General features: G+C 78.0%; 20 protein-coding genes. 9 read left to right on the forward strand and 11 right to left on the reverse strand.

The annotated features are described in order from the left end of the window. The first annotated feature begins 21 nt into the window (after positions 1 to 21). Positions 22 to 1,230, forward strand: coding sequence for a lycopene cyclase family protein (locus ACI8AK_RS14105; RefSeq protein WP_456956731.1), 1,209 nt, complete (start codon positions 22 to 24; stop codon positions 1,228 to 1,230). On the opposite strand, the gene ACI8AK_RS14110 is transcribed toward ACI8AK_RS14105, so the two are convergent. The 3 genes from ACI8AK_RS14110 to ACI8AK_RS14120 form a co-directional block, all read right to left on the reverse strand. Then, on the reverse strand, positions 1,196 to 2,737 hold the full coding sequence (locus ACI8AK_RS14110; protein WP_387993069.1) for an APC family permease: 1,542 nt from the start codon (positions 2,735 to 2,737) through the stop codon (positions 1,196 to 1,198). The two genes, ACI8AK_RS14105 and ACI8AK_RS14110, sit on opposite strands and share 35 nt — an antisense overlap. A 77-nt stretch (positions 2,738 to 2,814) precedes the next feature. Next, entirely contained in the window at positions 2,815 to 3,813 is a 999-nt protein-coding gene (locus ACI8AK_RS14115) for an Acg family FMN-binding oxidoreductase (RefSeq protein ID WP_456956733.1), read from the reverse strand. Between the two features lie 59 nt (positions 3,814 to 3,872). Then, on the reverse strand, positions 3,873 to 4,520 hold the full coding sequence (locus ACI8AK_RS14120; RefSeq protein WP_456956735.1) for a hypothetical protein: 648 nt from the start codon (positions 4,518 to 4,520) through the stop codon (positions 3,873 to 3,875). Between the two features lie 73 nt (positions 4,521 to 4,593). Here ACI8AK_RS14120 and ACI8AK_RS14125 point away from each other — a divergent pair, with 73 nt between their 5' ends. Next, a complete protein-coding gene (locus ACI8AK_RS14125; RefSeq protein WP_456956737.1) occupies positions 4,594 to 6,894 on the forward strand; it encodes an ATP-binding protein in 2,301 nt (766 codons plus the stop codon). Here ACI8AK_RS14125 and ACI8AK_RS14130 read toward each other — a convergent pair. The 6 genes from ACI8AK_RS14130 to ACI8AK_RS14155 all read right to left on the reverse strand — a co-directional run bounded on the left by ACI8AK_RS14130 (position 6,869) and on the right by ACI8AK_RS14155 (position 12,116). Continuing rightward, the gene (locus ACI8AK_RS14130) at positions 6,869 to 7,555 is read right to left on the reverse strand and encodes a hemerythrin domain-containing protein (RefSeq protein ID WP_456902167.1); all 687 of its coding nucleotides are present in this window, start codon (positions 7,553 to 7,555) and stop codon (positions 6,869 to 6,871) included. The two genes, ACI8AK_RS14125 and ACI8AK_RS14130, sit on opposite strands and share 26 nt — an antisense overlap. A gap of 144 nt (positions 7,556 to 7,699) precedes the next feature. Further along, positions 7,700 to 8,002, reverse strand: a complete 303-nt coding sequence (locus ACI8AK_RS14135; protein WP_387993083.1) for a hypothetical protein — start codon at positions 8,000 to 8,002, stop codon at positions 7,700 to 7,702. A gap of 46 nt (positions 8,003 to 8,048) precedes the next feature. Next, entirely contained in the window at positions 8,049 to 8,546 is a 498-nt protein-coding gene (locus tag ACI8AK_RS14140) for a universal stress protein (RefSeq protein ID WP_456902166.1), read from the reverse strand. 158 nt (positions 8,547 to 8,704) lie between these two features. Beyond that, positions 8,705 to 9,916, reverse strand: a complete 1,212-nt coding sequence (locus tag ACI8AK_RS14145; RefSeq protein WP_456956739.1) for a low temperature requirement protein A — start codon at positions 9,914 to 9,916, stop codon at positions 8,705 to 8,707. Positions 9,917 to 9,933: 17 nt separating this feature from the next. Then, on the reverse strand, positions 9,934 to 11,718 hold the full coding sequence (locus ACI8AK_RS14150) for an NAD-binding protein (protein ID WP_387993092.1): 1,785 nt from the start codon (positions 11,716 to 11,718) through the stop codon (positions 9,934 to 9,936). 11 nt (positions 11,719 to 11,729) lie between these two features. Continuing rightward, positions 11,730 to 12,116, reverse strand: a complete 387-nt coding sequence (locus ACI8AK_RS14155; protein ID WP_387993095.1) for a DUF6394 family protein — start codon at positions 12,114 to 12,116, stop codon at positions 11,730 to 11,732. A 92-nt stretch (positions 12,117 to 12,208) separates the two neighbouring features. On the opposite strand from ACI8AK_RS14155, the gene ACI8AK_RS14160 reads away from it, so the two are divergent. The 6 genes from ACI8AK_RS14160 (at position 12,209) to ACI8AK_RS14185 (ending at position 20,061) form a co-directional block, all read left to right on the forward strand. Continuing rightward, positions 12,209 to 13,753, forward strand: a complete 1,545-nt coding sequence (locus ACI8AK_RS14160) for an ATP-dependent DNA ligase (protein ID WP_456956741.1) — start codon at positions 12,209 to 12,211, stop codon at positions 13,751 to 13,753. A 63-nt stretch (positions 13,754 to 13,816) separates the two neighbouring features. Beyond that, on the forward strand, positions 13,817 to 14,704 hold the full coding sequence (locus ACI8AK_RS14165; RefSeq protein WP_456956743.1) for an acyl-CoA thioesterase: 888 nt from the start codon (positions 13,817 to 13,819) through the stop codon (positions 14,702 to 14,704). Between the two features lie 200 nt (positions 14,705 to 14,904). Further along, positions 14,905 to 16,503 (forward strand): diguanylate cyclase, encoded by a 1,599-nt coding sequence (locus ACI8AK_RS14170; RefSeq protein WP_456956745.1) that lies wholly within the window; start codon positions 14,905 to 14,907, stop codon positions 16,501 to 16,503. Positions 16,504 to 16,615: 112 nt separating this feature from the next. Then, entirely contained in the window at positions 16,616 to 17,203 is a 588-nt protein-coding gene (locus tag ACI8AK_RS14175) for a peroxidase-related enzyme (RefSeq protein WP_456902160.1), read from the forward strand. Between the two features lie 28 nt (positions 17,204 to 17,231). Then, entirely contained in the window at positions 17,232 to 18,944 is a 1,713-nt protein-coding gene (locus ACI8AK_RS14180; protein WP_456956747.1) for a GAF domain-containing SpoIIE family protein phosphatase, read from the forward strand. Between the two features lie 100 nt (positions 18,945 to 19,044). After that, a complete protein-coding gene (locus ACI8AK_RS14185; RefSeq protein WP_387993111.1) occupies positions 19,045 to 20,061 on the forward strand; it encodes an LLM class flavin-dependent oxidoreductase in 1,017 nt (338 codons plus the stop codon). A gap of 4 nt (positions 20,062 to 20,065) precedes the next feature. On the opposite strand, the gene ACI8AK_RS14190 is transcribed toward ACI8AK_RS14185, so the two are convergent. Further along, the gene (locus ACI8AK_RS14190) at positions 20,066 to 20,965 is read right to left on the reverse strand and encodes a diacylglycerol/lipid kinase family protein (protein ID WP_456956749.1); all 900 of its coding nucleotides are present in this window, start codon (positions 20,963 to 20,965) and stop codon (positions 20,066 to 20,068) included. 57 nt (positions 20,966 to 21,022) lie between these two features. On the opposite strand from ACI8AK_RS14190, the gene ACI8AK_RS14195 reads away from it, so the two are divergent. Next, on the forward strand, positions 21,023 to 22,165 hold the full coding sequence (locus ACI8AK_RS14195; RefSeq protein ID WP_387993117.1) for a MalY/PatB family protein: 1,143 nt from the start codon (positions 21,023 to 21,025) through the stop codon (positions 22,163 to 22,165). 4 nt (positions 22,166 to 22,169) lie between these two features. On the opposite strand, the gene ACI8AK_RS14200 is transcribed toward ACI8AK_RS14195, so the two are convergent. Next, entirely contained in the window at positions 22,170 to 23,546 is a 1,377-nt protein-coding gene (locus ACI8AK_RS14200) for an FAD-dependent oxidoreductase (RefSeq protein WP_456956751.1), read from the reverse strand. Between the last annotated feature and the right edge of the window lie 10 nt (positions 23,547 to 23,556).

A 23,556-nucleotide genomic window follows, 5' to 3' on the forward strand; every position in this document is an offset into this window, starting at 1 on the left:
CCGGTGTGGTGGTCTGCCGCGGTGCCCCCGCCCGCTGCCGACGTCGTCGTCGCCGGGGCCGGGCCGGCCGGGCTGTCGGCGGCCGCCGCCTGCGCCGCCGCGGGGCTGCGGACGGTGCTGGTGGCCCCGGCGGCCCGCCCGTGGCCGGCCACCTACTGCCTGTGGGCCGACGAGCTGGCGGCCGCGGCCGCCCCGCTCGGGCTCGACCCGGCCGCCGTCGCGGCCGGGTACTCCCCCACCGTCGTGCGCACCGCGGCCGGCGGCGAGCGGCGGCTGGCCCGCGGCTACGCGCGGCTGCGCAACGACGTCGTCACCGCCGCTCTGCTCGACCGGCTGCGCGCCGGCGGCGGCGAGGTGGTGACCGGCCGGGTGGCGGCGGTGGAGGCCGGGGCGGCCGGAGCCGGGGAGGCCGGAGCCGGGGAGGTCGCCGTCCTCGCCGACGGGCGCCGGCTGGCCGCCCGCACGGTCCTCGACGCGCGCGGCGGCGGCCCGGGGACGGCACAGCAGCGCGCCTGGGGCGAGGTGGTGAGCGGCCCCGTGGACGACGTCGTCCCGCCCGGCGGGGCGCTGCTCATGGACTGGACGGCCCTGGCCGACCCCGCCGCGCTGCCGGCGTTCCTCTACGGCCTGACCCTCGACGACGGCACCGTGCTGCTGGAGGCGACCTCGCTGGCCGCCCGCCCGCCGGTGCCGCTGCCGGACCTGCGGGCGCGGCTGGACCGGTTCCTCGCCGCCCGCGGCCTGCGCCCGGCCGGCGAGCCCGAGCGGGTGGCGATCCCCTTGGACGCCCGGCCGCGGGCCGCCGGCCCGGGGATCCCGCTCGGCGCGTCCGCGGGGCTGGTGCACCCGGCCACCGGCTACAGCGTCGCGTCCTCGCTGCGGCTGGGCCCGCGGGTGGCGGCCGCGCTCGCGGCCGGCGGGGACGCGCGCGCGGTGGTGCGGCGGGCCCGGCCCCGGACGACGGCGGCGCTGCTGGGCCTGGGCCTGGAGGTGCTGCTGCCGCTGGACACCCGCGCCACCGACGCCTTCTTCGCCGCGTTCTTCGCGCTGCCCGAGCGGGCCTGGGCGGCCTACCTGGACGTCGGCTCCTCGCCGGCCGCCGTCGCCGCGGCGATGGCCCGGGTGTTCGCCGCGCTGCCCGGGCCGCAGCGGGTGCGGCTGCTGCGCGGGGTGGCCGCCGGCTCGGCCCGCGGTCTCAGGCGGGGGTGGGTGGCGGCGTCGGGTCGATGACGGCGGCGTGCTCGGGCAGCACGCCGGTGCGCCGCCGCTGGCGCAGCAGGTACCACGCCAGGCCGACGGCGACGATCGCCCCGATGAACACCGGCGCGGCCCACTGCAGGTACCAGTGCGGCTCGCCGGTGGCGTTGTAGACCTCCCGCCGCGGCCAGGCCAGGTTGACCGCCATCCCGGCGCCCCACAGCACCGCCAGCACGTTGACCGGCAGGCCGAGGCGGCCCAGGGAGAACCGGCCCGGCGCCGGCCGGGGCCAGCGCCCGCGCAGCCGGGCGACCAGCATGGGGCCGGTCACCAGCAGGTAGGCCAGGTAGATCATCACCACGGCGATGCTGGTGAGCGCGGTGAACACCTGCGGCTGGCGCACGTTGAGCAGCAGCACGCCGACGGCGAGCAGGCCGACCAGGACCGCGGGCACCACGGGCGTGCGCCGCCGCGGGTCGACGTGCGCGAGCCGGGCGGAGGCCGGCAGCGCGTTGTCGCGGGCCATGGCGAAGGTCATCCGGATGGCCGCGGTGTGCACCGCGAGGCAGCAGACGGTGACCGCGACGACGATGCAGACGAGGAACGCCTTCCCGAGGCCGGTGCCGGCCACCGACAGCAGGACGTACTGCAGGCCCCCGCTGCTGGAGGCCAGCTGCGGGTCGGTGAGGTCGGGGGCGGCCATCAGCCCGAACAGCAGGATCAGCCCGCCGAGCACGAAGGACGCGGTGATCGCCCGCAGGATCGCCCGCGGCGCGGTGCGGCCCGGGTCGACCGTCTCCTCGCCGAGCGAGCTGGCGGTGTCGAAGCCGTACATGACGTAGCCCGACGCGAGCGCCGCGACGAGGAACGCGCCGAGGTAGCCCAGCGACTGGCCCTCGCCCCGGCCGCCGGTGTCGAACAGCACGTCCTGCGGCCCGCGGGTGAGCGCGACGGCCAGGACGACGACGATCAGCACCGCGGCCACCAGCTCGATGAACACCCCGGCGCTGTTGATGCGGGCCATCAGCCGCACGCCGAACGCGTTGACCAACGTGGTGAACGTGATCAGCAGGCCGCCCAGCACGACGGCGTTGACGGCGACGTCGTAGGTGCCGGTGCCGTCGCCGACCAGCTGGAAGCCCGACCACAGCTGGGGCAGCGTGATCTGGTAGGCCAGCGCGGTCGCGGCGAGGGTCACGACCGAGGCGGTGAGCATCACCCAGCCGGCCAGCCACGACGTCGTCGCGCTGCCGAGGCGCTTGGTCCAGTTGTAGAGCGACCCGGCCACCGGGTAGCGGGCGGCGAGCTCGGCGAAGCACAGCGCCACCATGAGCTGCCCGGCGAACACCATCGGCCACGACCACACGTAGGCCGGGCCGCCGGCGCCGAAACCGAAGTAGAAGAGCTGGAACGTCCCGGTGAGGATCGAGATGTAGCTGACGCCGGCGGCGAAGCTGGAGAACCGGCCGATGCTGCGGTCCAGGTGCTGCCGGTAGCCGAACTCCGCGAGCTGGGGTTCGCCGTCGTCGGTGGGGCGCACGGGGGGCCTTCCGGGTGGGAGGTGCGGGCGGGCGGCCCCACTGTGGCCGACGGCGGGGTCCCCGGCGACCCGGGAGGTCATCCGCCGAAGGTGAGCACCTCCGCGACCGGCCGGCGGTTGGTGGACGGGCTGCGGTCCCCGGACGGGTACCCCAGCCGCATCAGCATCTGCGGGTGGCCGACCAGCGACAGCCGCGAGCGCAGCTGCGCGCGGGTGGCCGGCCAGTCCAGCGCCTGGGTCAGCGGGGAGGCCGCGAGCCCGGCCGCGGTCACCTCGAGCAGCACCCGGCCGAGCGCCCGCCCGGCGGTGAGCCAGGCCTGCCGGTCGTCGCCGTCGGTGCCCAGGAGCAGCACGGTGGGGCGCTCGACGTCCGGCGGCGGCGCGTCGGGGTCGAGGTCGCGGGGCCGCTCACCGGTGCGCGAGCCCACCACGAAGTCGCGGACCAGCCAGTTCGACGGCCGGGTCGCCGGGTCCTCCCCCGGCACCGCCCCGACCGGGATGCCGTCGGGTGCGGCCGGGTCGGTGCGCATCCACCGCTGCAGCTCGGCGAGGTACTCGGGCTCGCGCTGCTCGACCTCCTCGGCGCGGGACAGCAGGAAGGTCGTGGTGACCTCCTCGTCCTCCCCGCTGATCCGCTTCACCCAGACGCGGAACCCCCCTGCGGTGGCCTGCAGCCGGTCGACGACCTCGGCCGGGACGGCCTGCGGCAGGAACGGCGCCCGCTCGGTGTGCCGGGCGCCGATGGCGTCGGCCAGGGCCCGGTCGGCGTCGTCCGGGGTGCGGCCGCCGGTGACGGTGAGGACCGCCAGCAGGTCGGGGTCGGCCGGGTCGGGCAGCTCCTCGACGGCGGTGTCGTACCCGGCGGCCGCGAGCGCGACGACGGCGAACTCGACGGCGACGCCGCAGCTGACCACCCGCTGCCGGCCGCTGGGGTCGAGGGCCTGCAGCGCCCGACCGGGATCGGTGCGGACCGCCAGCCGGTCGCCGGACGCGGTGAACCGCCACGGCTGCGTGTTGTGGATCGACGGGGCCCGGGTGGCGGCCTCCACCACACGCGTCCACTCCTGCTGGTCCACCGTCGTCCTCCCGTCGTCCGTGCGTCCCGTGCAGGACCTGCCTACCCCGTCCCCGCAGGTCACACCGCGCCAACCGCGGGAGCCCGCCGGAGCCGCCCGGCGAGGAGGACGACGACGCCGCGGCCGGTGACCGCCGCCATCGTCAGGGCCATCGCGAGGCCGCCGAGGACGCCGATCGCGGCGACCGGCACCGGGGCCTGCCCCGGCCGCCACAGCGGCGTGGTGACGGCGGTGATCACGAGCAGGCCGGCGAGCCAGGCCAGCGCGGTGCAGGCGATCCAGCGGCCGGCGCGGGGCACGTGCCGGCGCAGCACCGTCCACTGGGCGGCGCCGACGACCGTGAGCAGCAGCGCCGCCGCGAGCAGCGCCAGGGGCACCCGCACGGCGAGCGGCCCGCCGGGGACCGCGGCGGCCCAGGTGCTCGGCGCCATCCCGAGGGACCACGCCACGACGGCGGCCGCGGCGGTGCGCAGCGTCCAGTCGCGCCGGGACAGGCCGGGCAGCACGCCGGCGAGCACGGCGGCCTGCGCCGCGCCGAGCAGCGCGCCCTCAGCGGCTCCGGCGGCCAGGAGCACCACGAGGGCGGCCGGGCCGGGCAGGTCGCCGGCGCCCAGCAGCACCGCCGTCACCGGCACCAGGAACCCGAGCGCCTCGCCGGCGGTGACGACGAGCAGCCAGCGCCGCCACAGCGCGCTCGGGGTGGTCACCGGGGCAGCGTGCCGGGCGGACGCGCGCGTTCCGTAGGGCCGGAGGTCCCGGCCGCCGCTACCCTCCCGGCCGGTGAGCGCCCCTCCGTCCGACCCCGGCCCCGTGGCGGCGCTGCTGCGCCGCTGGCGGACGGCGGCCGCCCTCACCCAGGAGGAGCTCGCCGCCCGGTCGGGGCTCACCGCCAAGGCGGTCAGCGCCCTGGAGCGGGGCGAGCGGCGCCGCCCCCACCCGCACACCGTGCGCGCGCTCGCCGACGCCCTCGGCCTCGACGACGCCGGCCGCGCCGCCCTGACCGCCGCCGCCCGCCCGGCCGGCGGCGGGCCCACGGCGGACTCCCTCCCGCCGCCCGCGGCGCCAGTGTTCGGCCGCGAGGGCGACGTCGCCGAGGTCGCCGGGCTGCTGCGGTCGGGCACCGCCCGGCTGGTCACGCTCACCGGGCCCGGCGGGGTGGGCAAGACGACGCTGGCGCTGGCGGTGGCCCGGGAGGTGGCGGCCGCGTTCCCCGACGGGGTGACGGTCGTCGAGCTCGCCCCGGTGCGCGAGGCGCGGCTGGTGCTGCCCACGCTGGCCCGCGCGCTCGGCGGCCGTCAGCTGGCCGGGCCGGTCGCTGACGCGGTGGCCGCCCGGATCGGGGACCGGCGCCACCTCGTCGTCCTCGACAACGTCGAGCACGTGCTCGACGCCGCGCCGGAGGTCGCCGGCATGCTCGGGCGCTGCCCGGGCCTGGCGGTGCTGGCCACCAGCCGGGCGCCGCTGCGGGTGCGGGCGGAGCGGGAGCGCCCGCTCGCCCCCCTCCCGCTGCCGGCGGGCAGCGGCGCGGCGGCCGTGGCCGCCTCCCCCGCCGCCCAGGTGTTCCTCGACCGGGCAGCGGCCGCCGGGCGCCCGGTCGTCCTCACCGGCGCCACGGCCGCCGACGTCGCCGCGATCTGCCGGCGCCTCGACGGGCTGCCCCTGGCCCTGGAGCTGGCCGCCGCGCACGCGCGCTACCTCCCGCCGGCCGCGCTGCTCGGCCGGCTGGACGAGGCACTCGGGTCCGGCGGCGCCCGGGACCTGCCCGAGCGGCAGCGCACGATGCGGGCCGCGCTGGACTGGAGCCACGACCTGCTGACCGCCGCCGAGCAGCAGCTCCTGCGCCGGCTGGCGGTCCTCGCCGGCGGTTTCTCCCTCGACGCCGCCCAGGCGGTGGCCGGCGTCCCCGACGTGCTGCCCGCCCTGGGCGGCCTGGTCGAGCAGTCCCTCGTCGTCGCCGAGGACGGGCCCGAGGCCCGCTACCGGCTGCTGGAGCCGGTGCGGCAGTACGCCGCCGCACGGCTGGCCGACGCCGGGGAGACCGAGCCGGCCGCCGACCGCGCGACGGCCGCCGTCCTCGACCTCGCCGCCGGCGCGGAGGCCGGGCTGACCGGGCCCGAGCAGGGCGCCTGGCTGGACCGGCTGGAGCGCGACCACGGCAACCTGAGCGCGGCGCTCGGCCGGCTGGTGGCCGCCGGGCGGTCCGCCGACGCCGCCCGGCTCCTGCGGGCGACCTGGCTGTACTGGGCGGTGCGCGGCGACGTCGCCGAGGGCCTGGGCTGGGTCGCCCGGGTCGACCGCACCGGTCTGGACCCGGTCGACGACGCCCGGCTGCTGCTCGCCCTCGCCGCGCTGCGCCACGCGGCCGGTGACGTCCCCGGCACGGCGGAGGCGGCGGCCGGGGCGGCGGCGGCCGCCGCGGCCGCCGGCGCCGGGGACCTGCGCGCCCTGGCGCTGGTGCTCACCGGCTCGGCCGCGGTGTTCCGCGGCGACCTCGCCGCCGCCGGGCGCGACCTGGCCGAGGCGCTGCGGCTGGCTGGGGAGACCGGGGAGGCGTGGGCGCGGGTGCACGCCGTCGTCGCGCAGGGGCAGCTGCTGCTCCAGGCGGGCGACCTCACCGCCGGGACGGCGACGCTGGCCGACGCCGAGCGGCTGGCCCGCGGGCTCGGCAGCCCGTTCAGCCTGGCGACGCTGCTCAACGTGCAGGCCTCCCTGGCCGCGCTCGCCGGCGACGAGGACGGCGCCCTCGACCGGTGGGCGGAGGCGGCCGGCCTCGCCGCGGAGGTCCGCACCTCGTGGACGCTGGCCTACACGCTGCCCGGGCTGGCCGCCGTCGCCGCCTCCCGCGGGCTGCCCGAGCTCGCGGCGCAGCTGTTCGCGGCGGGGTCGGCGACGGCGGAGGCGGCGGCGGTGGCGGTGGCGTTCCCGCCCGACGTCGCGCTGGCCGCCCAGGAGCTGCCGGCGGTGCGGGCGGCGCTCGGCGAGGAGGCGTTCGCCCGGGCCTGGGACGCCGGCCGGCTGCTGCGCCCGGAGGACGTCCCGGCCCTGGTGGGGGCGATCAGGCGGGCCCGCGGACCGCGCTGACGTAGCGGCGGTACCGGCGCGCGAAGACCGTGCGCAGCAGCACCCGGACCGGGAACGGGACGACCTGCAGCATCATCGCCCGCTCGTCGGGGTCGCACTCCTCCAGCAGCGCGCCGAACAGCAGCGGCAGGTCCCGCACCGACATCTCGCCCTTGCCGTGCTCGCCGAGCTGCGCCCACTCCGCCTGCGTGACGTGCCGCTGCGCCAGCGGCAGGATCTCGCGCTCCTCCTCGGCCAGGTGCTCGGCCAGGACGGCGCCCAGCGCCTCGACGGTGGACGCCACCTCCTCGGCCACCGCCGGCCGGGCCTCCACCTCCCAGCGGTCCAGCGCCGGGCCGAGGGCGCCGATCAGCCGCTCCACCTCGGAGTGCTGGGCCTCCATGCGGTGGACGACGGCGGCGTCGGGCGGGCAGCGCTCGAGCAGCCTCGGCCACAGCAGGTCGTCCTCGGCGGTGTGGTGCAGGTGGAGGCCGAGCAGCACCATCCGGGCGTGCCGGGCGAGGACGGCGGCGCGGGCGGTGTCGCCCGGCTCGACCGCGCGCACGAGCCCGGGGAGCAGTCCGAACTCGCGACGGAAGGCGCGGTGGACGACGTACATGTCGCGGACGTCGGCCATCGGGACGGCGGTGCGGCCGGGTGCGGTGGAGGCGGTGTTCGTCATGACGGCGAGCCTGTCGGCGCCGCTGCGCGCGTCCCACCCACAGCGCCCCCACACCACTCCCACGGTCCGGACCGGTGGACCCGGGCGGCCCGTTCCCGTCCCCGGTGGGACGCCGCGGTCCGGCGCTGCCCGGCCGGCGCGGGGTCAGCTCTCGGAGGCGTGGTGGTGGAACCGCCGCCACGGGTGCCGGCGGGCCGTCGGGGGCTCGGGGTGCGGCGCGGCGCCCGGCGGCGGACCGGCGGGCTCCGCGGCCGCGCCGGCGGCGGAGGGCCGGCGCGGGGTGGGCGGCCGGGTGCTGTCGGCCAGCCGCTCGCGGCTGAGCTGGTGCTGCAGGCCGAGCGGGTCGCAGCGGTGGCCGCGCGCGGCGACGTCGTGCTGCGCCTCCCACTGCGCGATGAGCTTCTCCTCGAGCGACATCTCGCGGCGCTCCGGCGCCGACGGGTCCATGGCTCCCCCTCTCCACCCCCGGGGCCGTCCCGGGGGACGCACGTCGTCAGGGCCGCGCGACGGCGGACCCCACGGCCTCGGCCCGGCCGGGGCGCACCGCGTCGGGCCGCACGACGGTCACCGGGCAGGGCGCCGCGCGCAGCACCGAGGACGCCACCGAGCCGAGCAGCCGCCCGCGGGCGCCGCCCCTCCCCCGCGCGCCGAGCACCACCAGCTCCGCGCCCTCGGCCGCGGCCAGCAGCGCGTCGACCGGCGCCCGGTGCACCGCGCGGCAGGTCACCGCGACGGCGGAGGGCACGCCGGCCGCGGCGACGTCGTCGGCGAGCGCCTGCTCCACCGCCCGCTCCCAGTCGGCCAGCGGCGGCACGTAGGCCGGCTCCCAGGTGTCCGGGCGGGGTGCGGTCGGCACGCTCCACGCGCGCACCGCGGTCAGCGGCATGCCGGTGCGGGCGGCCATCCGGCCCGCCCAGGCGAGGGCGGCCCGGGCGCACGCCGAGCCGTCCACACCGACGACGACGCCGCCGGGCACGGCTCCCGAGGTCACGGCACAGACCCCCTCCACGCCGGTCACCGGAAACCGGCGCGCACCCATGACACGCCGCACCGCGGCCGGGCGGCAGGGTCGGAGGTCCCGGCCGGAGGTCCCGGCCGGAGGTCCCGGTCGGAGGTCCCGGCCGGCGGCCGGCCCCGGACCTCCCGAGGTCAGACCTCCTCGGTCTCCAGGTCCCCCGCCGCGCGCTGCGCCCAGCCCACCACGACGACCGTCACGACCAGCGCGGCCAGGGCGCCGACGACCACGGACGCCGGGAACTCCAGCAGCGCGTCGAGCAGGGCGACGGCCGCGGCGAGCAGCGGCCACCACCAGCCGCGCCGGGCCTTCCCCGTCATCGCCGAGGCGGTGACGCTCGCGGCGACCAGGTAGACCGCCACCCCGCCGGCCACCAGCGACCGGGTCCCCGCCGGCACCTCGCCGGCGGCGGCCTCCACGACCGCGAGCTCGAGACCCGCGCCGACCGTGGCCAGCGCGAGCGTCAGGGGCAGGTGCCCGAAGACGTACGCGTCGTGGGCGTGGGCGCCGTTGTGCTCCCCCGCCTCGCCCAGCAGCCGCTTGGCGCGGGCGCCGGCGAGGTCGAAGTAGCTCCACCACAGCGCCGCGGCGAGGACGAAGGCCAGCACCGCCACCGGCAGCGCCGAGCCCGACCAGCCGGCGTCGTACAGGCCGTGCGCGACCGCGGCGACCGGCTCGCCGAGCACGAGGATGACGAACAGCGCGAACCGCTCGGGCAGGTGCTCGACGTGCAGCGGCAGGTCGGCCGAGGACCGCGTCGCCAGCAGCGGGACCAGCGCCTCGGCCAGCACCGCGGCGGCCCACAGGGCGAACGCGGCCGGGCGGGGCACCGCGAGCGACACCGCCCAGAGCACGGCGCCCGCGGCGGTCCCGGCCAGGTAGAGCCGGGTGATCGGCCGCGCGTCCGGCACGTGCCGGTGGGCGCGGTGGTACTGCAGGAGCAGCATCGCGCGCAGCAGGAGCTGGCAGACGACGAAGACGGCGAACCGCTCGCCGGTCGCCTCCGACGCCGAGGCCGCCAGCCCGACGACGGCGGCCATGCTCCCGAGCTTGTACAGGCGGTAGACGACGTCGTCGTGGTCGAAGCGGTTGGCGTAGAGGGTCGAGCTGACCCAGGACCACCAGACGGTCGTGAACAGGCCGGCGAAGACGAGGAACCCGTGCAGGGTCACGTCCTCGCGCAGCGCGATCGCGAGCTCGGCGACGACCAGGACGAAGGCCAGGTCGAAGAACAGCTCCAGCCGCGAGGCGGACCGGTCGTCGTCCGTGCGCAGCGACGGCGGCCGGACGGCGTCCCGGCCGGTGAGGGCGCCGAGCAGCCGGCGGGCCGGGGCCTGGTCGGGCACGTGTCCCCCCGACGGGGTCAGGGCGCGGGGGCCGCGTCCTCGACCGGCGCCGACCGGCTCAGCTTGCGCCAGATCCAGCTCTGCGGCACCCGCTGGCCGGTGACCAGGTAGTCGGCGACCCCGTCGATGAACAGGGTCGCCTCCACCTCCCGGTGCACCGCGGCCCGGCCGGCGAACAGCAGTTCGTCGCCGGGCTCGAGCACCGTCCCGGGGTCGGGGGTCAGCACCGCCTCCTCGCCGCGCAGCAGGAGCAGCGGCACGGCCAGCAGGGTCTGGTCCCGGTCGGCCGGGTCGCGCAGCAGGTCGCCGAGCCGGAAGCACCCTCCGGCCAGCCGCGGGTGCAGCGCCGGCGCGTCCTCCGGGGTCAGGCGCACCTTCCACAGCGCCTCCAGGTGCGCACCGCACGCGTCCAGCAGCCGCTCGACGACGCCCGCCGACCACTCGTCGCTCTGCCCGGGCAGCTCGCGCAGGAACCGCCACAGCAGCGGCGTGCTCAGCCGGGCGTAGGCGTCGTGCGCGACCACCTCGGTGGGCACGAGCAGCGCGTCGACCTCCATGGCGGCGAACAGGGCGGCGTCGGCGGGCTGGTTCTGGCGGGCGGCGACGAACAGCGAGGGGTTGACCCGCCGCGCCTCGGCCACCAGCGAGAGGTTGGTGGTGTCGTTGTCGGTGCCGGCCACCAGCCCGACCGCCGTGGCCAGGTCCGTCCGCCGGATGACGTCGGGATCGGCGGCGTCGCCCTCCACGACGCCGTCGCCGGGCGTCGTGTCGACGACGGTGACCTCCAGGCCCTCGGCGCCCAGGTCGGCGGCGAAGTGCCGGCCGAACCGGCCGTAGCCGCACACCACCCACCGGCCCGGCGCGGGCGCCGTGCCCCGCGGCGGCAGCTCGGCGCCCGGCCCGCTCTCCAGCCAGGTCGTGAGCTGGTAGGACGCGGGCGTCCGCAGCGCCAGCCGCAGGTGGTCGCCGAACCGGTCGAAGGGGTTGATGACCGTCGGCGAGCCGAACCGGCTCATCCGCTCGGCGACCGCGGCCGACGTCGTGCGGGTGACCACCGTGAGCTCCGGGCGCAGCAGGGCGGCGGCCATGGCGACGGCGAGGTTGGCCTCGTCGTCGCCGGTCACGGCCAGCACCCCCTCGCACCACGGGTGGCCGAGGCCGGCGACGCCGAGCACGTGCGGGTCGCGCGCGTCGCCCACCACGCCGGGGACGTCGCCCCGGTGCGGCGCGATCTCGAGGGCGTCGATGCGGCTCTCGGCGATGTCGACGACGGTGAACCGGCGGCCGAGCGCGTCCAGCGACAGCCCGAGCGTCTCCCCGGCCTGCCCGTAGCCGCAGATGAGCAGGAACGGCTCGCGCAGCCGGGTCACCTTGCGCGACACGTGCCGCAGCGCCATCGCCTGGCGGAACGCGCGGTCCTGCAGCAGCGCCAGCAGCGAGCCGATCGCGTACGCCCAGCCGACCACGGTCAGGTAGATCGCGCCGGTCACCCACATGCGCTGCGCGTAGCTGAACGCGTACGGGATCTCCCCGAAGCCGATCGTGGTCGCGGTGTAGCTCATGACGTAGAAGGCGTCGAACGGGCTCAGCCGGGCCGGCTGCCCGTCCGCGTCCACGCCCGGGACCAGCGACAGCCCGAGCACGCTGACGGCGAAGATGACGATCAGCGTGATCAGCGGCGCGCGCATCCGCCGGAGGACGGTGAACACCGTCGCCGAGCCCTCCGCGCGCGGCACCACCGGCGCCCGGCGGCGGATGCGCCGTCCGCGGGTGGTGACGGGGGGCGGCGGCGCGGTCTCCACGGCGGCCCGCCTCAGTGCCGCTGGAAGGACACGGTCTCGACGACGAGCAGCACCACCGAGACCACGTTGGCCAGCAGCGCCCCGCCCGACAGCGACACCATGCTGGCCGTCGTCACGTCGGTCAGCCCCTCGGCGGAGACGTGCACCGCCCAGGCCCAGGTGATCGTCGCCGCGACCAGCTGCAGGTCGGCGACCAGGCTGGTGGCCAGGTGCACCGCGCCGATCTGGGTGCGGTCGCCGAACTTGAGCACCGTGGCGACGAGGCTGACCACGAGCGCGGCGAACAGCTCGTAGACGTTGTGCACCGCCGGGTCGTCGATGTCGCCCAGGAAGAACCCGAAGTTGAGCGTGGCGGCGAGCAGCACGAAGAACCCGAAGACGACCTTCTCGAGGTTCACGCGGGAGCACCTCCTCTCGGCGCGCGGACGACGCTAACGGGATCACGGCACGCGCACCTCCCGGAGTCGTACCGCACTGTCACCATCGCCGCGTGCTGCTCGCCGACGTCGTCGCCGCCTCCGCGGCCGTGGCCGCCACCCGCTCGCGCACCGCCAAGGCGCAGGCCATCGCCGGGGCGCTGCGCGCGGCCGGGCCGGACGAGGCCGGGCCGGTGGCCGCGTGGCTGGCCGGCGAGCTGCCGCAGGGCCGGGTCGGCGTCGGCTGGCGCACGCTGGCGCGGACCGCCCCGCCGGCCGCGGCCGCGCCGTCGCTGACCGTCGCGGCGGTCGACCGCGCGCTCACCGCGCTGGCCGGCACGGCCGGCAGCGGCTCGGCCGCCCGCCGCGAGGCGCTGCTGACCGAGCTGCTCACCGCCGCCACCGCCGACGAGCAGCACCTCCTCGTCCGGCTGCTGGCCGGCGAGCTGCGGCAGGGCGCGCTGGAGGGCGTGGTGCTGGACGCGATCGCCGCCGCGGCCGGCGTCCCGGCACCGGCGGTCCGGCGGGCGATGATGCTGGCCGGCCGGCTCGACGAGACCGCCGTCCTCGCCCTCGGCGGCGGGGAGGACGCCCTCGCCGCGGTCGGGCTGCGGGTGGGCCGCCCGGTGCGGCCGATGCTGGCCAGCCCCGGCTCCTCCCTCGACGCCGCGCTCGCCGACCTCGGCCCCGCGGTCACCGTGGAGCACAAGCTCGACGGCGCCCGCATCCAGGTGCACCGCGACGGCGACGACGTCCGGGTGTGGACCCGCACGCTGCGCGAGGTCACCGGCGGCGTGCCGGAGCTGGTCGAGCGGGTCCGCGCGCTGCCCTGCCGCACCGCCGTCCTCGACGGCGAGACCCTCGCCCTCGACGACGACGGCCGCCCGCGCGCCTTCCAGGACACGATGAGCCGCTTCGGCAGCGACGGCGTCGACACCTCCGAGGACGCAGCCGTGCTGCTGAGCCCGTTCCTGTTCGACGTGCTGCACCTCGACGGCCGCGACCTGCTCGACGAGCCGCTCGACGTCCGCCTCGACGCGCTGGCCGGCCTGCTCGCCGACGACGCGCACGCCCCGCTGCGCATGCCCGGGGTCCGCCGGCCGACACCGGAGCAGGCGGCCGCGGTGCTCGACGACGCGCTGTCCGCCGGGCACGAGGGCGTGGTGGTCAAGGCGCTGGACGCCCCGTACGCCGCCGGCCGGCGTGGCCGCGCGTGGCAGAAGGTCAAGCCGGTGCACACCCTCGACCTCGTCGTCCTCGCCGCCGAGTGGGGGTACGGCCGGCGCACCGGCACGCTGTCCAACATCTGGCTCGGCGCCCGCGACCCCGACGGCGGTGAGCCGGTGATGGTCGGCAAGACGTTCAAGGGCATGACCGACGAGCTGCTGGACTGGCAGACCCGCACCTTCCCCGCGCTCGCCCGCGCCGAGCACCCGTGGGGCGTGGAGCTGCGGCCCGAGCTCGTCGTCGAGGTCGCGCTCGACGGCGCCCAGCGCAGCCCGCGCTACCCCGGCGGGCTGGCGCTGCGCTTCGCCCGGGTGCTCCGCTACCGGCCGGACAAGACCCCGGGCCAGGCCGACGACCTCGACGCGGTGCGCGCCCTGCTCGCCGGCGGCTGAGCCCGCTCCCGCCCGGGTGGTTCACTGCTCGCGGTCGGTCGGGCGGGCGGAACGGGGGCGGGCGTGGCACAGCCGGTCGGCGGGGGTCCGGTCCCCGGTGGGCTGGTCGCCCTGCTCGACGTCGCGGAGGCCGCACCCGGCCGGTTCCGCGGCGCGGCGCGCGGCGTGCCGGCCGACCGGGCGTTCGGCGGCGCGGTGGTCGCCCAGGCGCTGCTCGCGGCCACGGCGACCGTCCCGGACGACCGGGCGGTGCACTCGCTGCACGCCTACTTCGTCCGCGCCGGCGACCCGGCCGCGCCCACCGACCTGCAGGTCACCCGGGTGCGCGACGGCGGCAGCTACACCACCCGGGAGGTCGCCGCCGTCCAGCACGGGGAGACGGTCCTGGTGCTGACGGCGTCCTTCGCCCGGCCCGAGACCGGCCCCGAGCACCAGGTGCCCACCCTGGACGCCCCGCCGCCGGAGTCCCTGGCCGCGCCGGCCGACGCGGCGGCCGGCGCCCCCGCCTCCGTCCTCGCCTGGCTGGCCTGGCTGGACGCGCGGCACCCGTTCGACTTCCGGTTCGACGGCGGGCCGCCCCGGATCGCCGCGGGCCGGGGCGAGCCCGCGTCGCCGCGGCAGCGCTTCTGGTTCCGCTCCCGCGAGGCGCTCCCGGACGACCCGCGGCTGCACGCCTGCGCGCTCGCCTACGCCACCGACATGCTGCTGCTCGCCGTCGCGGTCGCCCCGCACGCGGCGGTCATCGGCGACCCCGGCCTCGTGACGGCGAGCCTCGACCACGCCGTCTGGTTCCACGGCCCGGCCCGCGCCGACACCTGGCTGTGCTTCGAGCAGGAGAGCGCCTGGTCCGCGGGCGGCCGGGCGCTCTGCTCCGGGCGGGTGTTCGACCGCGAGGGGCGGCTGGTGCTCACCGTCGTCCAGGAGGGCGTGCTCCGCCGCCGCCGGGCCTGAGCGGCCCCCAGCGGCAGGCGCCCGGGCGCGCGTCCCCCCGTCCCGGGGTGGCATCTGCTGTGATGGGTGGCACAGCGGTTCGCACGCCCCGCGGAGGTGCCGATGGCCGGCTGCCCGGCGAGCGCCCCCGCGCTCACCCGACCGGGTGGGGATCCCGTGTCCGCCCTGTCGCGGCGGGGCCCCGCTGCCGATGGGGAGTCGTGACCAGTCTCGCCGTCCGTCCGGACGCCGGCGCCGTGCCCGGTGGCTCCCCGCGGCCGCCGGACCCGCTCGCGGTCCTGCTCACGACGCTCGACGAGCTGGAGACCCTCGCCCGCTTCGACTCCGAGGCCGCCGCGGAGCGCGCCGGCGCCGCCGCGGGGACCGCCCGCGAGCTCGGCCGCCCCGACCTCGAGCAGCGGGCGCGGCTGGTGGCCGCCGACCTGCTGCGGCGGCGCGGCTCGGTGGCCGAGGGCGGGCGGATCGCGCAGGAGGTGCACCGCTGGGCCACCGAGGCCCGGTCCCGGCACCTGCTCGCCCGCAGCTCCTTCGTCCTCACCGCGGTGTTCCAGGAGCTCGGCGACCTCGCCGGCGCGCTCGAGCACGCCGTGCAGGGCGTCGACCTGCTCGACGACGACGCGCTCCCGGCCCTGCGCATCGACCACCTGGTCCGGCTGGCCGACGTCCTGGGCCTGTCCCGCGACCCCGCCGCGCCCGAGCGCTACGCCACCGTCCTCCGGCTGGCCGAGGACCTCGGCGACGTCGACCGCCAACTGCGCATCCTCAACAACCGCGCCTACACCGACACCCTCGCCGGCCGGTTCGCCGACGCGCTGCGGTTCAGCAGCCGGCTGCAGGAGCTGGCCGCCGCGCACGGCGTCCCGCTCGACGTCGGCCGCCTGGACACCGTCGCCCGCGCCCTCATGGGCCTGGACCGGCTGGACGAGGCCGAGGAGGCGCTGCTGCCGGGCCTGGCGCCGGAGGTGCTCGACAGCTCCCACGACGGCGACGCGGGGGCCGACTACCTGCTCACCCTCGCCGAGGTGCAGCGCCGCCGCGGCGCCGTCGACGCCGCCCAGCGCACCCTCGACGAGTGCGTGCGCCGCTGCCGGCAGCACGGGCTGACCTCCATCCGGGTGCGTGCCCGGGCCGAGCAGGCCGAGCTGCACGCGGCCGCCGGCGACCACCGCGCCGCCTTCGAGGAGCACAAGCGCTACTGCGCCGAGCTGATGGAGCAGCAGTCCGCCCAGCGCGAGTCCCGCGCCCGCGCGCTGCAGGCCATGTACGAGACCACCGAGGCCCGCCGGCAGAGCCGCCGCTGGCGCGAGCTGTCCCTGCGCGACCCGCTCACCGGCCTGCACAACCGCCGGCACGTCGACGACGAGCTGCCGCGGATGCTGGCCGACGGCGCGCTGGTGTGGGTGGCGCTGCTGGACCTGGACCACTTCAAGCGGGTCAACGACACCTGCTCGCACGCCGTCGGCGACGAGGTGCTGCGCACCGTCGCGGGCATCGTGCAGGACCTCCCGGCCCCGGGCACCGCCTCGCTGGTCGCCCGCCTGGGCGGCGAGGAGTTCCTCGTCGTCCTCGCGGGCGCCGACGCCGCGGCCGCGGCCCGGTACCTGGAGGACGTCCGCAGCGCCGTGGCCGCCCACGCGTGGGGCCCGCTCACCGGGGACCTGCCGGTGACCGTGAGCATCGGCGCCGCCAGCACCAGCGAGGTGCCCGACCGGACGCCCGCGCAGCTGCTCGGCCGCGCCGACGCCCGCCTCTACCGCGCCAAGCGCGAGGGCCGCGACCGCGTCGTCGTCGGCGACTGACGCCCGGGCGGATCCGCGGGACGGTGTGCGCCCCACGCCGCACTCCGGCGCCCGTGTCGCGGCGCCGGCGCACACGGTCGACGCCGGACCGGCCGCGGGGCACGCTGACGGGGTGACGACCGACCCGACGCCGATCAGCCGCTTCCCCGTCGCCGACCCCGCCGACCTGCCGCCGGACCTGGCCGGGCGCCACGCGGAGGTGGCGGAGAAGTCGGGGTTCCTGCCCAACGTCTTCGCGGCGCTGGCCTGGCGGCCGGCCGAGGAGCGGGCGTTCCTCGCCATGCACGACGCGCTGATGGACAAGGACACCCCGGGCCTGTCGACCGGCGAGCGCGAGCTGGTCGTGGTCGCCACCAGCGCGGCCAACGACTGCGCGTACTGCGTGGTGGCGCACGGCGCGATCGCGCGCATCCGCACCCGCGACCCGTACCTGGCCGACCTGGTCGCCGTCGACTGGCGCAAGGCCCCGCTCGACGACCGGGTGCGCGCCGTCCTCGACGTCGCCGTCCGGCTGGCCACCGACCCCGCCGCCGTCACCGCCGCCGACCTCGACCGGCTGCGCGCGCACGGCCTGACCGAGGACGACGTCTGGGACGTGGGCGCGATCACCGCCTTCTTCGCGCTGTCCAACCGGCTCGCGCACTTCGCCGCGATCCCGCCCAACCCCGAGTTCCACCTCATGGGCCGGCTCCCCCGGTGACCGCGCGCGGGCCGACTACCGTGGGCCCGTGACCAGCGCGGACAGCGGGACCGACGACCCGTCGGGCATCGCCGACGCCGACTTCGACCGGCTGGTCGTCCTGGTCCGCACGCTGCTCGACGTCCCCACCGCGCTGGTGACCCTCGTGGAGCCCGACCGCCAGGTGTTCCCCGGCGCGGTCGGCCTCCCGCCCGAGTGGCAGGCCCGCCGCAGCACCCCGCTGAGCCACTCGTTCTGCCAGTACGTGCGGGTCACCGCACAGCCGCTGGTGGTCCGCGACGCCCGCGAGGTGGAGGTCCTGGCCGGCAACCGGGCGATCGACGACCTCGGGGTGGTCGCCTACTGCGGGGTGCCGCTGGTCGGCCCGGACGGCGACGTCGTGGGCGCGGTCTGCGCCATCGACTCCCGCCCCCGCGACTGGACCGACACCGACGTCGCGGTGCTCACCCAGGTCGCGGGGCTGGCCGCCTCCGAACTGCGGCTGCGCGCGCTGACCCGCGACGCCGAGACCGCCCGGCGCGCCGCGGAGCGGATCAGCGAGCAGACCCGGCTGCTGCTGCGGTTCGCCGAGACGCTGGCCGACGCGGTCACCCTCGACGACGTCGCCGCGGCCGTGACCGGCGCCGCCGCCGAGGCGCTGGGCACCTCGCGGACCTGCCTGGCGCTCGTCGACCCCGCGACCCGCCGGCTGCGGCCGGTGCCCGGCTCCGCGGACGGCTCCCCCGAGGACGACTCCGCCTCCGTCGCGCTGGGCGCCGAGGTCCCGCCGGCGGTCGCGCTGGCCACCGGGCGCGCGGTGTTCCTCCCCGACCCCGCCACCACCGCCGAACGCTTCCCGCACGCGCGGCCCCCGCGGCCGGCCGGGGCGTCGGCGCACCTGCCGCTGCCGGTCGCCGGCGCGCTGCCCGGCACGCTGAGCCTGGCCTGGGACGAGCCGCACGCGTTCGGCCCGGTCGAGCAGGGCCTGGTCCTCGCCCTCGCCCAGTACACCGCCCAGGCCGTCGGCCGCGCGGTGCTGCTCGCCCGGCAGGAGTCGGTGGCCACCACGCTGCAGCGCGCGCTGCTCGGCGAGCTGCCCGCCCCGGACGGGCTGGAGCTGGCCGCCCGCTACCTGCCCAGCAGCGCCGGCGCGCAGGTCGGCGGGGACTGGTGGGACGCCTTCGACGACTCCGACGGCGCCACGGTGCTGGTCATCGGCGACGTCAACGGCCACGACGTCGCCGCCGCGGCCACCATGGGCCAGCTGCGGGCGATGCTGCGCGGCTTCGCCTTCGAGGGCGGCGAGCCGCCGGCCCGGGCGCTGGACCGGCTCGACGCCGCCGTCGCCGGCCTGCGCACCGGCGCCCTGGCCACCGCGCTGGTCAGCCGGGTCGACCTCGGCGACGACGGCGGCCGGGTGCTGTCCTGGAGCAACGCCGGGCACCCGCCGCCGCTGCTGCGGCACGCCGACGGCCGCGTCGAGGTGCTCGCCTCTCCCCCCGACCTGCTCGTGGGCCTGGACGCCACCCGGGCGCGGGGCACCCACCGCATCGCCCTGGAGCCGGGCAGCACGGTGCTGCTCTACACCGACGGCCTGGTCGAGCGCCGCCGCACCGACCTCGACGACGGCATCGCCCAGCTCACCGCCGCCGTCGCGGCGGACGGCGCCGGCTCGCTGGACGACCTGCTCGACCGGCTGCTGGAGGGCGTCCGGGGCTCCACCGACGACGACGTCGCGCTGCTCGCCGTCCGCGTGCGGTGACCGCGGACGGGCGTCCGCGACCCCGCCGTGCCGCCGGGTGACCGGAACGCCGGCGGGCCCGCGCCGGACCGGCCCGACCGGGGCGGGCAGGATCGACGCCGTGCCCACCCCCGGTACCCCCCTCGCACGGCTCGGCTTCCTCACCATCGGCCTGTTCGACCCCGCCGACCCTGCCGCGGGTCACGAGACGACGCTGCGGACGGTCGAGCTCGGCGAGCGGCTGGGCTTCGACAGCGCCTGGCTGCGCCACCGGCACCTGCAGTACGGCATCTCCTCGCCGGTCGCCGTCCTCGCCGCGGCCACGCAGCGGACGTCGCGGATCGAGCTCGGCACCGCGGTCACCCCGCTCGGCTGGGAGAACCCGCTGCGGCTGGCCGAGGACCTCGCCACCGTCGACGTCCTCTCCGGCGGCCGGCTCAACCCCGGGGTCAGCGTCGGCCCGCCGATGCACTGGGACGACGTCAGGGCTGCGCTCTACCCCGACACCGCCGACGTCGAGGACTTCTCCTACACCCGGGTGGAGCGGCTGCTGCGGCTGGTCGCCGGGGAGCCCGCGGCGTCGTTCGCGGGCCGCGAGGGCGTCGTCGAGGAGTGGTCGGACCGGGTGCAGCCGCACTCCCCCGGCCTGCGCGACCGGCTCTGGTACGGCGGGGCGAGCACCCGCTCGGCGCAGTGGGCCGGGCAGGCGGGCGTGCACTTCCTGACCAGCAGCGTGGTCCGCGCCGAGGGCGGCTCCACCGACTTCGCGCAGATCCAGGCGGACCAGGTGCGTGCCTTCCGCGAGGCGAACCCGGCCGGGCGGGTGTCGCAGGGGCTGGTCGTCATCCCGACCGACGGTGCCACGGCCGAGCAGCGGGAGCGGTACGCCGCCTACGTCGAGGCCCGCAGCCCGCGGGTGGGGGTCCCCCAGGGCCCGGGGAGGCTGCTGTTCGCCCGCGACCTGCTCGGCACCTCGGAGCAGATCGCCGAGGCCCTGTACGCGCACGCCGGCTTCCGCGAGGTCACCGAGGTGGTGTTCGCGCTGCCGTTCAGCTTCGCCGAGGCCGACTACGAGCAGATCCTCACCGACACCGCCGAGCGCCTCGGCCCGCTGCTCGGCTGGTCCCCGGCGGCCTGAGCGGTCAGCGCGGCACGGACACCGACCACGCGGCCGGGACCACCCGCCAGGTGCGCGCGCCCACCGGCGGCAGCAGGTCGCCGTCGGCGTCCAGCCCGGCCGGCCCGCCGGTCACGGTGACCTCCCGCCCGCGGACGAGGACGACGTCGTCGCGGGCGGGGTGCCGCCCGGCGAGCAGCGCGACGGCGAACGCGGCCCGCGCGGCGGGACCGGTGGCCGCGCTGGCCACGACGTCGGCCAGGCCGTCGCCGGGGTCGGCGCCCGGCGCGAGCGCCGTCCCGCCGCCGATGGTGGGCCCGTTGCACACGCCGACCACGAGCAGCGGCGTCCCCCCGTCGGCCGCCCACCCGGCAGGCGCGGTGACGACGGCGCCGTCGACGGTCACCCGCAGCCGGTGCTCCGCGCCGGCGATCCCGGCCACGGCCGCGCCGACGGGGTAGGCGAGCGCGCCGAGCCGGTCCTTGAGCCCTGCGGCCTCGTCCGCGGCGCGGACGCCGATCCCGGCGTGCACCGCGTTGACGACCACGCCCCCGGCGTCGTCGCGCAGCAGGTCCAGCGGGCGCGGGGCGCCGTCGAGGACGCAGTGGGCGGCGGCGGCCGGGTCGTCGGGCAGCCCGAGCGCGCCGGCCAGGTCGTTGCCGGTGCCGAGTGGCACGACGCCGAGCGGGTCGGCGGGATCGAGGGCGCCGGCGCGGTCCAGCGCGGCGACGACCGCGTGCACCGAGCCGTCGCCGCCGGCGACGACCAGCCGGCGCCCGTCCCGCCCGGCGAGCACCCGGTCGAGGTCGCCCGCGTCCGCGGTCGCCGCGACCTCCACGTCGGCGCCGGCGCGCAGCACCTCCAGCGCCGGGTCCAGCGCGTCGGCGCTCCCGGCCGATCCGTTCACCACCAGCAGCAGCCGCACGGGGAGCACCCTCCCAGCCCGCGCGCGCCCCGGCCGCCCGCGGGCAGGATCGGCACCGTGACGAGTGACGCCGACGCCGTGGTCGCGGGCCTGCGCTCGCGCGGCAGTCTGAAGTGGACCCGCTACCCCGACGCGCTCGGCGCCTGGGTGGCCGAGTCCGACCTGGGCACCGCGCCCGCGGTGACCGCCGCGCTGCAGGACGCCGTCGCCCGCGGCCTGTTCGGCTACCTGCCCGACTGGCTCGCCGACGACGTGGCGCGGGCGACCGCCGGCTTCCTGCGCGACCGGCACGGCTGGGAGGTGCCGCCGGAGCGGGTCCGGCCGATGGCCGACGTCCTGGCCGGGCTGTCCGCGGCCATCACCCACCTGTCCCGGCCCGGCTCGCCGGTGGTCCTGCCCACCCCGGCCTACATGCCCTTCCTGGAGGTGCCGCCGGCGCTGGGCCGGGAGGTGCTCGAGGTGCCGATGGCCCGCGACGGCGACCGGTTCGTCTACGACCTCGACGCGCTCGACGCCGCCTTCCGCGCCGGCGGGCACCTACTGGTGCTGTGCAACCCGCACAACCCGATCGGCCGGGTGCTCGAGCCCGCGGAGATGCTCGCCGTCGCCGAGGTGGTCGACCGGCACGGCGGCCGGGTGTTCTCCGACGAGGTGCACGCGCCGCTGGTCTTCCCCGGCTCCCGGCACGTGCCCTACGCGTCGCTGTCGGACACCACCGCCGCGCACACCCTCACCGCCACCAGCGCGTCCAAGGCGTGGGACCTCGCCGGCCTCAAGTGCGCGCAGCTGCTGCTCTCGAACGACGCCGACGCCGAGCTGTGGGCGCGGGTCGGGCACGGGGTGGAGCACGGCTGCTCGACGCTCGGCGCGGTCGCCAACACCGCCGCCTACCGGGACGGCGTCGGCTGGCTGGAGGAGACGATCGCCGTCCTCGACCGGCACCGCCGGCTGCTCGCCGACCTGGTCGCCTCGCACCTGCCCGGGGTCCGGTACCGCCCGCCGGAGGGCACCTACCTGGCCTGGCTGGAGGGCCTCCCGGCCGACGCCCCGGGCGACCTGCTGCTCGAGCGGGCCGGGGTGGCGGTGGTCGACGGCGCCCGCTGCGGCGAGGCCGGCCGCGGCGCGGTGCGGCTGAACCTGGCCACGCCCGAGCCGGTGCTCACCGCGATCGTCGAGCGGATGGCGGGCGTGCTGCGCTGACCGGTCAGCCGCGGGTGTCGGCCTCCACGGCCTCGAACGCCTTGCGGGCGGCGATGAGCACCGGGTCCCACACCGGCGCGAACGGCGGCGCGTAGGACAGGTCCAGCGACAGGACCTCGTCGACGGTCATCTCGTTCCAGATGCAGATGGCCAGCGCGTCGACCCGCTTGGCCGCGCCCTCCTCGCCGACCACCTGGGCGCCGAGCAGCCGGCCGCTGCGCCGCTCGGCGATCATCTTGACCCGGATCGGGGACGCGTTGGGCATGTAGCCGGCGGTGGTGGTGGAGTCGACGGCGGCGGTGACGAAGGAGTAGCCGGCGTCCTCGGCCTCCCTCTCCGACAGCCCGGTGCGCGCGGCCTCCACCGTGCAGATCTTGGTGATCGCCGTCCCGATGACGCCGGGGAAGGTGGCGTAGCCGCCGCCGACGTTGATCCCGGCCACCCGGCCCTGCTTGTTGGCGTGCGTGCCGAGCGCGACGACGACCCGCTGTTTCGACAGCCGGTGCACCGACTCCACGCAGTCGCCGGCCGCCCACACGCCGGGCACCTGGGTCCGCATCCGCTGGTCGACGGCGACGCCGCCGGAGGTGCCGAGCGGGATGCCCGCCTCCTTCGCCAGCCGCACGTTCGGCCGCACCCCGAGGCCGAGGACGACGAGGTCGGCGGGCAGCTCGCGGCCGCTCTCGGTGACCACCGCGCGCGCCCGCCCGCCGCGGTCGACGTCGATGCCCGCGACGCCGTCGCACAGGACCAGCTCGACGCCCTCGCTGCGGACGCCGTCGGCGATGAACCGGCCGACGTCGGGGTCGAAGGTGCCCACCGGGGTGGCCGACTTGTCGACGACGGTGACCTCGAGCCCGCGCATCCGGCACGCCTCGGCGATCTCCAGGCCGATGTAGCCGCCGCCGACGACGACCACCTTCCGCACGCGGCCGCTGTCGAGCTCGGCGCGCAGCGCGACGCCGTCGTCGAGGACCTGGACGCCGTAGACGCCCTCGGCGTCGATGCCCTCGACCGGCGGGCGCATCGGCACGCTGCCGGTGGCGTAAACGAGGTCGTCGTAGGGCTCGGTGCCCTCGGTGCCGGCGTCGAGGTCGCGCCAGTGGACGACGCCCTTGTCGGTGTCGATGCCGACGACCTCCGTGCGCATGCGGACGTCGATGCCGGCCGCCCGGTGCTGCTCGGGCGTGCGGGCGACCAGCCGGGCCTCGCTGTCGACGGTGCCGGAGATCCAGTACGGGATGCCGCAGGCGGAGTAGGAGGTCGCGCGGCCGCGCTCGAACATCACGACCTCGAGGTCGGGCTGCCGCTTCCGGGCCTGGGACGCCGCGCTGCCGCCGGCGGCGTCCCCTCCGATGACGACGAGACGACGGGTGCTCACCCCGGCAGGC

The organism is Geodermatophilus sp. SYSU D00867, from assembly GCF_054050315.1.